General features: G+C 51.8%; 15 protein-coding genes and 1 tRNA gene. 7 read left to right on the forward strand and 9 right to left on the reverse strand.

Annotation, left to right across the window (positions count from 1 at the left end; all coding sequences use genetic code 11):
• Positions 1 to 2 precede the first annotated feature (2 nt).
• The 3 genes from EKM90_RS05330 to EKM90_RS05340 are packed head-to-tail and all read left to right on the forward strand — an operon-like array spanning position 3 to position 3,076.
• Positions 3 to 1,181, forward strand: a complete 1,179-nt coding sequence (locus EKM90_RS05330; protein WP_125580440.1) for a phage portal protein — start codon at positions 3 to 5, stop codon at positions 1,179 to 1,181.
• On the forward strand, positions 1,171 to 2,724 hold the full coding sequence (locus EKM90_RS05335) for a phage major capsid protein (protein WP_125580442.1): 1,554 nt from the start codon (positions 1,171 to 1,173) through the stop codon (positions 2,722 to 2,724). The genes EKM90_RS05330 and EKM90_RS05335 overlap by 11 nt, the downstream gene beginning before the upstream one ends.
• Before the next feature lie 58 nt (positions 2,725 to 2,782).
• Positions 2,783 to 3,076 carry a head-tail connector protein gene (locus EKM90_RS05340; protein WP_125580444.1) on the forward strand — a complete coding sequence of 98 codons (294 nt, stop codon included), beginning with the start codon at positions 2,783 to 2,785 and terminating at the stop codon, positions 3,074 to 3,076.
• A 412-nt stretch (positions 3,077 to 3,488) separates the two neighbouring features.
• Here the strand turns inward: EKM90_RS05340 and EKM90_RS05350 are convergent, their stop codons facing one another.
• From EKM90_RS05350 to EKM90_RS05370, 5 genes are all read right to left on the reverse strand, one after another.
• Positions 3,489 to 3,629, reverse strand: a complete 141-nt coding sequence (locus EKM90_RS05350) for a hypothetical protein (RefSeq protein WP_125580446.1) — start codon at positions 3,627 to 3,629, stop codon at positions 3,489 to 3,491.
• 14 nt (positions 3,630 to 3,643) lie between these two features.
• Positions 3,644 to 3,892 carry a GlsB/YeaQ/YmgE family stress response membrane protein gene (locus EKM90_RS05355; protein ID WP_125580448.1) on the reverse strand — a complete coding sequence of 83 codons (249 nt, stop codon included), beginning with the start codon at positions 3,890 to 3,892 and terminating at the stop codon, positions 3,644 to 3,646.
• A 108-nt stretch (positions 3,893 to 4,000) separates the two neighbouring features.
• Entirely contained in the window at positions 4,001 to 4,369 is a 369-nt protein-coding gene (gene mscL / locus EKM90_RS05360) for a large-conductance mechanosensitive channel protein MscL (protein WP_125580450.1), read from the reverse strand.
• Positions 4,370 to 4,609: 240 nt separating this feature from the next.
• Positions 4,610 to 4,682, reverse strand: a tRNA-Ala gene (locus EKM90_RS05365).
• A 277-nt stretch (positions 4,683 to 4,959) separates the two neighbouring features.
• On the reverse strand, positions 4,960 to 6,120 hold the full coding sequence (locus EKM90_RS05370) for an MDR family MFS transporter (protein WP_125580452.1): 1,161 nt from the start codon (positions 6,118 to 6,120) through the stop codon (positions 4,960 to 4,962).
• A gap of 217 nt (positions 6,121 to 6,337) precedes the next feature.
• On the opposite strand from EKM90_RS05370, the gene EKM90_RS05375 reads away from it, so the two are divergent.
• The 4 genes from EKM90_RS05375 to thiD all read left to right on the forward strand — a co-directional run bounded on the left by EKM90_RS05375 (position 6,338) and on the right by thiD (position 10,198).
• Positions 6,338 to 7,177 carry an SbcC family exonuclease gene (locus EKM90_RS05375; RefSeq protein WP_125580454.1) on the forward strand — a complete coding sequence of 280 codons (840 nt, stop codon included), beginning with the start codon at positions 6,338 to 6,340 and terminating at the stop codon, positions 7,175 to 7,177.
• Complete coding sequence (locus EKM90_RS05380) at positions 7,170 to 8,225, forward strand: hypothetical protein (protein WP_125580456.1); 1,056 nt, start codon at positions 7,170 to 7,172, stop codon at positions 8,223 to 8,225. The genes EKM90_RS05375 and EKM90_RS05380 overlap by 8 nt, the downstream gene beginning before the upstream one ends.
• 120 nt (positions 8,226 to 8,345) lie before the next feature.
• Positions 8,346 to 8,852 (forward strand): VIT1/CCC1 transporter family protein, encoded by a 507-nt coding sequence (locus EKM90_RS05385; protein WP_203632273.1) that lies wholly within the window; start codon positions 8,346 to 8,348, stop codon positions 8,850 to 8,852.
• Positions 8,853 to 9,358: 506 nt separating this feature from the next.
• Complete coding sequence (gene thiD / locus EKM90_RS05390; protein WP_125580460.1) at positions 9,359 to 10,198, forward strand: bifunctional hydroxymethylpyrimidine kinase/phosphomethylpyrimidine kinase; 840 nt, start codon at positions 9,359 to 9,361, stop codon at positions 10,196 to 10,198.
• Between the two features lie 73 nt (positions 10,199 to 10,271).
• Here thiD and EKM90_RS05395 read toward each other — a convergent pair whose 3' ends face one another.
• The 4 genes from EKM90_RS05395 to mutY all read right to left on the reverse strand — a co-directional run bounded on the left by EKM90_RS05395 (position 10,272) and on the right by mutY (position 12,806).
• Complete coding sequence (locus EKM90_RS05395; protein WP_125580463.1) at positions 10,272 to 10,793, reverse strand: HdeD family acid-resistance protein; 522 nt, start codon at positions 10,791 to 10,793, stop codon at positions 10,272 to 10,274.
• Positions 10,794 to 10,862: 69 nt separating this feature from the next.
• Positions 10,863 to 11,048 carry a hypothetical protein gene (locus tag EKM90_RS05400; protein ID WP_125580594.1) on the reverse strand — a complete coding sequence of 62 codons (186 nt, stop codon included), beginning with the start codon at positions 11,046 to 11,048 and terminating at the stop codon, positions 10,863 to 10,865.
• The gene (locus tag EKM90_RS05405; RefSeq protein ID WP_125580465.1) at positions 11,045 to 11,707 is read right to left on the reverse strand and encodes an NAD(P)H-dependent oxidoreductase; all 663 of its coding nucleotides are present in this window, start codon (positions 11,705 to 11,707) and stop codon (positions 11,045 to 11,047) included. Before EKM90_RS05405 ends, EKM90_RS05400 begins: the two co-directional genes overlap by 4 nt.
• A 1-nt stretch (position 11,708) precedes the next feature.
• Positions 11,709 to 12,806, reverse strand: a complete 1,098-nt coding sequence (mutY, locus tag EKM90_RS05410) for an A/G-specific adenine glycosylase (RefSeq protein WP_225422730.1) — start codon at positions 12,804 to 12,806, stop codon at positions 11,709 to 11,711.
• Positions 12,807 to 12,869: the final 63 nt, after the last annotated feature.

Consider the following 12,869-nt stretch of genomic DNA (forward strand, 5'->3'; position numbering starts at 1 on the left):
CAATGAGCTTTTTCACGAATGACACAACACAACCTCGCGATGACAACAGCGAACCGTTCCTAGATGCCCTTGTCAGCATGACGAGCAACGACAGCGGCGTTTATGTGGGCGTTCATGCTTTGCGAAACTCGGACGTATTTACGGCGGTGCGCGTGATTGCCAGCGACCTCGCGACTAACCCGATTGAATACAATGACAAGCGTATCAGCGGGTTACTCAACAAGGCCCCTAACAATCACATGACAGCATGGTCGTTCAAGTTTGCCCTAGTGGCCAACATGCTACTGAATGGTAATAGCTTCGCACGCGTTACTAAGAACCCTAGCGGACAAGTCACCGGCTTCGAGTTTGTTCCAAACAGCCAAATGGTGGTCAAGCAAGACGATACGACCAGCATTATCAGCTACACGTATACGCCCCAGAATGGTCGCTCACAGCGTTTAAGCGCCAGCGAGGTATTGCACTTCAAGTGCTTCACGCAAGACGGATACAAGGGCCTATCGCCTCTTTACAGCTTACATGATGAAGTTCGGGTGCAACATGCGGGACACAAGCTACTCAAAGGCTTCTTCGATACCGGTGTCCAAGGGACTGGCCTACTCAAGGTGAACAAGTCCCAGCTCGATGCCAAGGCCAAGGAGAATATCCGATCAAAGTTTGAAGCTGCCAACAGTGGTGATAATGCCCTCAAGACCATCATTCTCGACAATGATATGGACTACAAGCAACTCGAAGTTAATACTGACGTGCTGAATCTAGTCAATTCTAGCGATTGGACAACGAAACAGATTGCCAAAGCGTTCGGCTTACCACTAGATCGATTAGGTATTGAGAGCGAGCACTCTAACGCCGTGCAATCAAACCTAGTCTATCTGCAAAACACGCTGGTGCAATACTTCACCTGCTTCACTAGTGAGATGGACGCCAAGCTGTCAACGGGTGACAACCGGTTTAGTTTCAACACTGACAAGCTGTTCAGTGCAGACCCATCAACGATGCAAGAACTAGCAGTTAAGGGGCTGCAAGGCGGACTGCTGACCACCAATGAAGCACGCGCTAAGTTAAACTTACCCCCAATTCCCGGTGGTGATGAGATCATGGCCAGCCTGAACTATACGCCGCTAAGCAACCTTGTCACTTATCAAGATAAACAGAAAGGAAGTGCGTCAAATGAACAATGATGACGTAGAAAAGCGCCTGAACCCTGACGCTGATCTGACCGCCGCCGAACCTACCACAGCAGACGACAGTCAAGACCAAGACAATCCAGACACACAGCAACAGGACGACACCACAAGCGGGCCAAAGAAGCTCACCGGCTATGCCGTAGTTTTCAATAGCCCAAGTAAGGATCTCGGTGGTTTTAAAGAAGTCGTTGATCCGCACGCATTCGACAATGTGGATCTATCAGACGTCTATATGGTATCTGATCACGATTTTAGCAAGGTCCTCGCCAGCACTAAAGCCGGCACCTTGACCTTAAACGTGGACGATAAAGGCTTGCAGTTTGAAGCAACCTTACCCGATACGACCACAGCCAATGATGCTTATAACAACGTCCAAGCTGGTAATCTGTCAGCTATGAGTTTTACTTTCAATGCTGCGCCAGACGGTGACACGTTCACTAAGGACGACAGTGGCCAAGTGATTCGTACCATCACGCAAGTAAAGAGCCTGTTTGACGTCTCACTGGTAGCTATTCCAGCGTATGACGATACCAACGTCCAAGTGGACAAACGCAGCTACACCGAGTGGCTGAAAACTAATACTGAACAACCAGAAAAGGGAGATAAAACCATGACTGAAAAAACAATTATCGACAACAAAGAACACACCGATTCCCGCGCGTATGAAGATTACATCCGTAGCATGGGCGAACAACGTGACGGCCTGACCACGACCACTGCCGGGGCTGTCGTTCCTAAAGAAGTCATCGAAGACGTCTGGAACCTCAAGGAATCCGACTATGACTTGGCTAAATACGTGACGGTAAAGCAAGTTGGTACCCCAGTCGGCACCTACCCAATTGCCCTCACCAACAACGGCGTACTGGCCACCAAGGAAGAACTCGCCGACGTGCCAGAGATCGGTGCAACCCTATTCCGTGGTGTTGACTATAAGGTTGCTACCCGTGCTGGCAAGATCTATCTGTCTAATGAACTGGTAGAAGACAGTGAAGTTGATATTGTTGCCGAGGTTAAGAATCAACTCAAGAAGCTGGTACAAAACACGGACAATAGCAACATTATCAGCGTTCTGACTGGCAAGACGGGCACCAACGATAACTTCAAGCACATCACCGGTACCGGCTTAGACGACATCAAGCAGACGTTCAACATCGAACTGGACCCGGCGCTGTCCCTGTCTGTGATCGTTAATCAGGACGCCTACAACTACCTTGACACCCTCAAGGACAGCGAAGGTCGCTACCTGCTTCAACCCTCTATCACGGCACCATCTGGCAAGCAGCTGTTCGGTGCACCGGTGATCGTGATTGCTAACAAAGTATTGCCGACTGATAAGGCGGGCACCTATCGGATCATCATCGGAGACTTTTCTCAAGCAATTTTCTTAGCCCAGAAGAACGAGGTCAACACCCAGTGGGAACGGTTCGACAGCTACAGCCAAGGGCTGGCCGTGGTCATTCGCAACGACTATGAAGTGGTTGATCCAGACGCTGCTCGAATTGTTGACATCACACCGGTAACCAAGCCAGCAGCTTAATGAAACAGTCTGGGGTGTACCTTGGGGTACGCCCTATTTTTATATAGGAGATGAGCACATGACTGTCACTACTGATGTCATTAAAAATAGCCTGCGTGTGCAGACTGATACTGACGACACACTCATTCAAAACTACATTACAGCCGCTCAAGACTACGTCCACAATGCGGTAGACAGCACCGCAGACATTGCCAAGATGGAAAAATACTCACAGTTCGACGTCGCCGTGGCGATGATGACCGAATTCTGGTATCAAAACCGGGGTGAGGTCAGTACAGCTAGTCAAGAACCACCCTATTCAGTGGTCAGCATGATCCAGCAGCTACGTGGCTTGTTCGCAGCAGACGTATAGTATCGATAACCAATAGATTATGATATAATTAAGACAGTCCTAGGCGATAAGCGGGTAGATCCGTTTTAACCGACGCACGGCATAGCTAACCGGTGGCGCATTTTATAGACCAGGTTACTTTTTGCCTCGCTGAAATCCAGGCAGTACAGTATCATCATTACACTAACCTCTTTGGTCATAAAAATAGCCAGTTTCTTGTTTAGCAGATCGTTCTGCTTGGGAAACTGATTACATGACTTGTCGTTTTCATCTAGCGGGCAGAGATGCCCGTTTTTTTGTGCTGACAGACGCGTTCTGACACAATTTCAACGACTGTTCCTTGAGGCACGGTCGTGGCTGCACTAGACAACGAATATCAGAACCAGTTACTGGCACAAAAATAGCCGTCCATGATGGACGGCCAGAACACCTATCAATCGTGAATCGAATCTTGCAATTTATCTCCAGCCTTGTCGATCCCCTTAGCTGCCCAAATTGTACCAGCTACCAAGACACCACCAACAAGAAAAGTGCTTGCTACCATGAACTTAAAAACCGATTTTAATGCGTCCATAGTCCGACCTCCCGTCAGTCTTTAGATCTGCCAACAAAGAAAGATACAACAGCGACAATAATAACTGCTCCGACTATCGATGGAATTATGGCCATTCCGGCCAACTGAGGACCCCAGTGCCCAAGGAGTGCTTCCCCTAAAGAGGAACCAACAAGGCCAGCAACAATATTTGCAATCCAGCCCATAGACTTGCCCTTGCTTGTAATCGCACCTGCAATAGCGCCGATTATTGCGCCAACAATTAGTGACCAAATGAAGTGCATATAAATCCCTCCTATAAAAGATAGACTATGTTACTAATTATAAGTGTACAGGTTCAATGAAAAAAACAAAAGAAAAAAACCTCAGCCGCATCAGACCAGCCGCCCGGACTAATGCTGTTCACGTAACAAGTCGCGAATTTGAGTGAGCAAAAGTTCCTCTTTTGACACAACAGGCAAATCGGACTTCTTTGGTGGCATAATTTTGTTTACCGCCTTGACGATAAGAAAGACAACAAAAGCAGTGATCAAGAAGTTAATGACGTCATTAAGAAAACTGCCATACGTAAATTTTGCGTTCAGAATTGTGAAATACAGCTTGCTTAAATCAGCCTTGCCTACAAACATAGAAATAATTGGGTTGATCAAGTTTTTGGTAAGGGAAGTAACAACCGCGGTGAACGCGCCGCCAATAATGACGCCGACAGCAAGATCTAGAACATTGCCACGCATAATGAAATCTCTAAATTCTTTAATCATTTTGAATGCCTCCAAATTTTATGTTACGAAAAAAAGTATAGCAGAGTTCAGGCTTTCTGAAAATTAAAAAAGCCACCTCATAAAGAGGTGGCCACCGCCTACCTAGCAGAGAATGTCCGGGGCATTCCTTGGGGCATTCTTTTTTTGAAAAGTAACGCTAATCAGTGAACATCGTTAGTCCGGAAGCGTTGCTATAAAGCCTAATTTGACAACGTTTGACAGCTAATGATAACTATAATCTGGATCCGAAGAGATTCGAACTCTCGACCTCTGCCATGCGAAGGCAGCGCTCTCCCAGCTGAGCTACGGACCCAAAACACAATTAACATTGTAGCATAGAACCGCATCGTGTAAAGCAAAATTCCGCCTCCCTCGCGCGGCTAATCGCGCCCAAGCAAAAAGGCCGCGGGCAAGCGACCTTTTGCTTGGTCACGCGATGGGTAGGCGCGTGACGATTTCTACTTTGGAGGAGTAAAAATGAAAAATAGGGTTGGGGTAGAAATGGCATTGCTCATTTCTATGTTCTTATCATAACGATAAGTTGTGAAGAAATTGTGAATTTTTAGGATTTAATTTATGAATTGCATAAGTTATCCATGTAAACGAGCAGCTCGCCAGCTGAAGATCCCAATCGAAGCAAACAGGATCAGCGCCAGCATCAAGAACAAGGGATGGTAGCCGATGGCCTCGATCACCAAGGCCCCAATGAGTGGACCCACCGCGCGCCCCGCCGAGGCAAACATCTGCACATAGCCTTGGAATCGGCCTTTCTCGGCGGCCTCAGTATACATATCCACGTAAGTCGACACAGAAGGCAACGCGAGGATTTCACCCAAGGTCAAAACGCCCATCGCGAGCATGAATAGCCAGTAGGATTTGGCCCCAATCAAAATCAGAAAGGCACAACCGAACAAGGTGAAGCCCACGCCTAGGCGCAAGCGAATATGCTTGGTCAGCCAGTCGTCAAAAGCGGTTAAAATCGGCTGACCCAGGACAATCAGCACGGCATTGAAGGTCCAAAGGAAGGAATAATCCCGCACCTTCATCCCCAAACCGAGCATGAAAGTCGAAATGTTGCTTTGCCATTGCTCATACGCCACCCAGGTTAAAAACAGCGTGATCAGCAGCAAAATGATTGGCACCTGATGCGGATTATCTCGTCGCGCACCGGCAGCTTTGACTTGCTTTTCGATTTTGCGCGACGGCACATTGAAATGAAGGAGGGCGACAATGAAGAATAACGTGAACAACGCAAAAGCCAAGGCGAAGATGTAACTAATCCCCAGGGGTAAGACATACCCGACAATCAAAGTGCCGATGACCAGCCCGAGGTTGGACATGAAGTACAAGACATTGAACACATAACTCGAGCGGCGGCTGGTGGACAAGGTCGCATAAGAATTCAGCGCGGTGTTCACCATGCCACTCCCAAAGCCCATGATCACGAGATACAGTGGATAGGCTGGCCAGCCATGCCACATAATCAGCGCGCCCGCCGTGAGGACATCCAAGGCAATCCCGGTCAAAATCGTGCGGTAAGGCGACCAGCGATCAAACAGCCGCCCGCCGACCACATTACCAATCATCATGGCCACGGAATTAAAAAACAACACGATGCCCGACGTGGTTAAAGGTTCGCCGAGATATTCGTGCATGTAAATCGTCGTCAGCGGCCAAATGAAGCTGATTCCAGTATTGGTAATCAGCGATCCTAAAAACAGCCACTTTAACGTTAATTCCTTGCGTGCCATCAACACTCTCCCCCTCAATCAACGTCTAGCTTGCGCAGTTAACACCTCATTCTAGCGAAAAAGCCCACCCCTGTCTGCGAAAATGGGCAGTTTCTCATTTTACTAAATTGAAAATATTACAGAGAGTTATTCCTTGAGAAATAGTTGCGAGCGGTTCCGAAACCCATGCGGTTGCGGTAAACTGAAGGTATCAGCTAAGAATGCGAGAGGAATCGATATGACAGTAGAAACCAGTCTTAATTATCAAACAACCTTTTTCAAAAATTTCGCCGCTGCTTGGGCCGACCGTTCAAGTTATCGTTTATATCAAGGCATTGATAACACCGCCGAGAATTTGCGGTTAGCGTTATCCGAAACCCCGGGGTACATTTTGGCTTACGACAAGCAAGCGGAACGTGAGCTGCACGACTACCTGCGTCAGGATTTCATTGGCTTCCTGCGCGAACACGTGCCATTCTTTGAAGTCAGCGACCAAGGCGAGGTCTTCTTTGGCGATTGGTATCACCGCCGCCAATTCGGGACCATCGATGTCTTTGCGCGCACCATCGTTCAGCGCACGGACAGTGAAGTGGCCATCATGCCGCAATTGGAAGCCTTCGCCCAGGATGAAAGCAACTATCTCGACAACCAAGTCGAAGCCATGCGCAAAGCGACCTACCAAGAAGTCGACCGGCTCCATCAGCAGCTAGAAAACGCGGAAGCGGAAGCGGTCACTGCACCCAAAGCCAATCCTGATTCTGGCAGTTCTCGGGTCCGCGGCTTTTTGAAGAGCTTCGTGGACCCTGATGCGGACCAGCCCGCTCAACCGAGCCGGAAAGCCCCAACCACTGACCAGGTGCAATTGAAGGCTCGGTTCGATGCAGCCAAAGCCACTGCTGATGAAACCTTCGACACGCAAAAACGGCAGCTCCAAGTTTCCGCTGCCATCACCCGGTACGAATACCAAGCCGTCACCACCACCTTCAGCTCGCTTGAACAGTTCAAGAATATCCTGGCGAACTTACCAAAGGACTTCATGCGCGCCTTGGAGCTAAAGGAGGAGCAAACGAATGCTTAATTTTCACGATCAACAAATTCAACAAATTACCACCACGGCTTTAAATGCCGCTGATGCCCGTCGCCAAGTCACCGCGGCCTATGCCAAGCGCACCGATTTTTTGCGCAATGACCCCCTGTGGCAAGGCAATCTACCTGCCATTCAGGCCACCACGCTCAGCTACACCGCGCTGTTGGCCGACAAACTACTGGAAGCACTCCGGCTAGGCGGCAGCATTGCCGCCACCTTCGTGGAACGGCTTTGGTTCCAGCCCGCGGTTGGCGATGGCGATCGCAGCACCATCACCATCTACCTAGCCAGCCCGGACAAAAACCAGGAGCTGTTAGTGATCGATGGCGGCTTAACTGAAGACGGCCACTTGATTGCCAAGAACCTGCCAACGCTGCTCCAAATCACTGCCAAAGACCCCGACCTCGGCTATCCCGATGACGAAGTGCGGGCCATGAGCCAAATGATCAAAGTCTTCTACACTGCTGGCTTACGGTTCCGCACCATTGACGAAACGGTGCTTCAGCCAGTCGACGGTTTGGCCTTTACCACCAAGTTCGACAACGGCCAGCCTTTGGCCACCATGGCAGAAATCAAGTCTTCCGGCAACGTGAAGCTCTCTTTGCCGCTGGATCACAATAACGTGGTCGATTACAGCGTCCTTGATGACAATAAACACGACTGGAAAGACCTCGGCACGTCTGATGTCCAAGACGACACCTTCACCTGGGCTTCCACCACGATTCCAGACGAACTGGTCGGCCAGCGCTTACGCCTACGCGTTCAAGTTCAGGCCAGTCAAAGCTCACCAGCGCTGGATGAACTGTTCGTCATTGCGTCAACTAACGCCATCTTGATGCGCCAAGGCAGCAATCGCGGCCAATACGCCGTTGACCTGCCGAACCACAATGTGCTGACGGTCACCATGGACCCGGCCCGCAACCAACTGGCGCTGAGTTATCCGGAAAAGACCGTACAGTTGATCGAGCTGGACAACCAGTACCCGTTCATTGGTGAATGGCTCAAATCCGTTCTCCCACAGCGCCGCGCGTTTAACTGATCTCTACCTAACCCTAACCCCGCCGTCATCACGATGGTGGGGTTTTGTTTTGCTTGACATCATTGGCCTCAGCGGGCATGATATCGCTATATGAGAGTGGAGTTAAGTATTGATTAGAGGGTGATGACGGTGCTTCTAAGTCAACAATATCGCCGTTTAGTTTTCTTTCACAAATATGCTGCCCTGCTTTACCTATTACTGTATAGCCTCAGCATGGGCTTGTTTTTCAAGCTCCGACTTTACGAGCTTGAATATTACCCGCTTGATTCATATCTGACTAAACATAAGATTCGCGAATATGGCCTCGTGCGCCTCCGGGGCAACCTCGGGTCCATTCGCGAATGGTGGATGCTCTTACTTTTGCTGATTGGCATCGGCGTGGGGCTGCTGCTGTTCTTTGACACCGGTCGTAAGCTGAAGCAACCCCGCGCCGCCGCGCTGCTGGTGACGCTAGGTGCGCTGATTCCACTCCTCCCGCCGTACAACGAAAATGTGCTGACCCGCATCGCAGTGGGCACAGGGCTCCTCTTTTTCGGAGCGTTGGGCCAGTGGTTCTTCAACCTGTCATCTTTTTCGAAAAAATCGCCTTATCGAAAACAGCATTCTTATTTCGATGACGTGAGGTAACTCAAGGTAAATACCTTACTGTTAACTAGCGGTGCCGACCGGTGAGGCGGAGGGGCGCGGTGGTCCAGCCGCGAAACAGTGAGCCCACGAGGAGACTGCGCAGCAGGCTGCTCCTGGGCTCACTGGGGGCAACGGCAAGACAGCGTTGAGCGTCAGCGATGCTGGCTTGCCGTTGAGGCTGGAGACCGCCTTTTGGCTCCAGCCGACCCCGCAGCCGGACCGCCGCAGCCCCGGAGCCTCACCGGCCGGCGCCGCGGACTAGTTGCGCTGCGTGGAGCCGGCTTTAGTTGCGCTACGTGAGGCCAACGCCGGCGTGATTAGCTACGCCAGCTGGCCCGCCACCAAAATGCGGTGGCAAACCATCTGTCTAGGCTACTCATCCGGCTAAAACCGGCCTCACTCCGCAGCCTGACGTCTTTAGTTGTCAAGACGCCCTTTTCCGGTTATGATTAGAGCCACGAAGACCCGGCGGTGCGTGCGCTGGGATTGCGAAAGGAAGAGAAGAAATGGCAAACGAATTACCACAAGTCGTGACCATCGCTGGTGTTGACAGCGATGGCAGTGCAGGCGCCCAAGCGGATCTGCACAGTTTCTTCATGCGTGGCACTTACGGCGCCTTGATTTTAACTGCCGCGGTCGCTGGCAACTCTTACGGCATCCAAGATAGCACCTTGATGCCACTGGACTTTATTGATCACCAATTCGACGCGCTAGCTGCCGACCTACACATCCGCGCCGCCAAAACTGGCATGCTTGCTGACTCGGCAATGATTGAAGCGGTCGCGAAAAATTTGAAAAAATATGACTTCGGCCCACTGGTGCTTGACCCCGTGATTTCCACGAAGCATGGCAACATGCTGCTGGAAACCAGTGCCTTCGACACCTTGAAAAAGGTGCTCATCCCGATGGCCACGGTGATCACGCCTAACTTCTATGAAGCTGAGCACCTGACTGGCCTCAAGCTTGACGATGACGCTGCAATCATCCAAGCCGCGGACCAAATCCATGCCATGGGGGCCAAGAACGTGGTCCTCAAAGGCCGCCATGATAGCGACGAGCAAACGCAGGTCCGCGATTATGTGCTGCTCGAAAATGGTAAGCATTTCTGGCTCACGGGTCCTTATTTCCCCACCACCCGCAAAAACGGTACCGGCGACACCCTCAGTGCTGTCATCACTGCGGAACTGGGTAAAGGCACCGATTTGGAAGACGCGATTCGGCTGGCCAAGCATTTTGTCGACACGGCCATTGCCAATGAAATTCCCGTTGGCCACAAGTTTGGACCCATCAACCACTGGGCCAACGCCATCGTGCAGCCGAGTTTCACTGCCTCTTCAGACGATTAACGCTAATCACTCACAAACGAGCCCTTCAGCGCGGAGACACGCGTTGAAGGGCTCGTTTGCCATTCCATCAGCTTTACCGACGGCCACGCAGAATATCGATCAATTCTGCGACGCCCATCACAATCAAAATTACCCCAAGCACTTGCAGCAAGGCCAAAATCGAGCCGAAAGGATTAAACAATAGCACAATCCCTGTGATGGCCACGACCAAACCATAAATAATCGTGGGGAATGGTGACACATTCACATACTGCTGGCGATCCCGAGCGGTGGTGATGCGGGTAATCCCATAAATCACCAGAATAATCCCGACAATCATCGGCAGCATCGACAAAGCCGGCCGCAGGAGCACGCTCAAGACCAACGCCCCGATGAGCAGCCCGCTACCGCGCCACAACGCCAGCTGTCGTTGCCCTTGGTCGCGAAACGCGTCGATAAAGGCGCCGGCTGCCATGAGCAGCACCCCGCCAATCAACACATACTTCACCACATGGTAGACACTGTATGGCGCCAGCAAAAACCACACGCCCACAAGCGCTAGCAAGAGCGCTTTGAGCCATGCATAACGCGTTAGTTTATCAATGGCATTTTTCAATCCGATCACGCCTTTCTATGGCTCAGTGTAACACTGACCAGCAGCCCCTTCCTCGGGCGCAAGCATGATTTACCAGCGTTCATGGTCCCAGGTCCGGCCATCAACTTCGCTTTCCGCCTGTTCGAGCCGCTTCGCCTGGGTCTGAATGAAGGTCTGCAGCGCCATGAAAAAAGCGGCTTCTTCATAGCTTTTAGCTTCCTTGGCTTGCGCCTGGGCCGTCTGTAACAACCACGCCGTTGTCTCGTCCATGGTCAGTCCCCCTGCTTCAATTCCGCCAGCGTTTGCTGCAACGATTCTAAGCGGTCTTGCCGCTGCTGCAACGTATCGGCCAAAATGGTAAGCGCCGGATCGGTGCTCGTCGCCAGCTGCTGCAACCACCAAGCCGCCTGCGCGTCAAAATGCTGCGGCTGGTCAACGGTGAGATACTGCTGATATTGCACCAACAGTGCCGCGCGTTGCGCCTCAGTTTGGTAACTAAACTGGGCAATCGTCAGCGGCGCCAGCAGCTTCAGGCCGGTTTTATGCGCCAAAGCCGCGTATGGCGCCAGTAATTCACTGATTGAAACGCCTTCCGCCCCGCCGAGTTGATAGGCTTTTTCGGGCTGGCTGAAATTCACCACCAACCCCAGGCTCTTACCGCGCAGTTGCTGGGGTCGGACCGCAAACTCATCGGTCCACACATCGGCTAGCCATTGATGTAGACTGGCCGGTGCGGCATACCAATAAAGCGGAAACTCGAGCACAATTCGGTCGGCCTTCAGCAGTTGCGCTTGCTCTTTGGTCACAGCAAAAGGTTGCGCTGCGTCCAAATGGTGCCAAAGCACGTCGGTTAAAGGCGCCGCGCTGGCTTTGAGGAATTGTTGGGTCGGGGAGTTGCTCAATTCCGGATGACTCACAATCACCAATGTTTTCATCTTACTTGCCTCCGTTCAAGGCCCTAAACAACTTCTTTTGCACCGTGGGTAATGCCACGGCGGCCAGGTCAGCGACTGGCACCCAGCGCGCTGGCAGCACCGCCAGATCAAAGGCGGGCGCCTCCGCGGTTAACAAAGTCAACTGCCACTGCTGATGGGTAAAGGTATGTTTGACTAATTTAGCGTCAGCCGGTTGCAGCTCAACGGTGATGCCGGCGTCAGCCGCAAAATGTGCCGCCGCCTGGGCGATTTGCGCGTCCATGTCACCTTCGAGTTCTGCTCGCGCCACCAGCGGAAACATCCATAGATCCGCTAACATGCCCGAGTTTGGCCGCTGCTCCAGCAACCAGCCAGCGGGGCTGTGAATGGCCAAGGCGAAATAGGGCACCACTTTGGGCCGCGGCTTTTTGGTTTTGACCGGAAAATCCAAGACCCGATTGGTTTGATAACTTTGATCAAAAGCCACCAACGGCGAATGGGCGGGATCAGGGTCTTTCGCGCGCATGTACGACGAGCCCAAATCCATCACTGCCTGGTTAAAGTCTCCGGGCCGCTCAGGGTCAATCAACTGGCCAATCAGCTGTTCAAAGCCGCCGCGAGTTTGGGGCTTCGCGATGTCGTCTTCAATGCAAAACAGCCGCGCAAACACACGAAAGGCATTGCCGTCAATGGCTGGCACCGCCTCGTTAAAGGCAATGCTGGCAATGGCGCCGGCTGTGTAAGGTCCAATCCCACTGAGGGCCTGCAGCTCCGCCGCGGTGCTCGGCCACTGACCGCCATAATCGCGGACGACTTGCTGGGCCGCCTGCTGCAGCCGGCGCGCGCGAGAATAATAGCCCAACCCTTCCCAGGCCTTCATCACCGCCGCTTCTGGGGCGGAAGCCAGCGCCTCAACCGTGGGAAACTGAGTCAAAAAGCGTTCATAGTAGGGAATCACGGTTGCCACTTGAGTTTGCTGCAGCATCGTTTCGCTGATCAGAATATGATAGGGATCATGGTCACGCCGCCACGGCAGGTCGCGCTTCTCAGTGTCGTACCAGTTGAGCAGCGCCTGGCGGAAGGCAATGATTTTAGCTGGTGGCCAATCTAATTTTTCCAAAGCAAGTTCACCTCGCCTCTCATTATACGGAAAAGCCAGCCAGCTTGCACAAGGCTTCAGCGA

Source organism: Lacticaseibacillus suibinensis (assembly GCF_003946175.1).
Taxonomy (GTDB): Bacteria; Bacillota; Bacilli; order Lactobacillales; family Lactobacillaceae; genus Lacticaseibacillus; species Lacticaseibacillus suibinensis.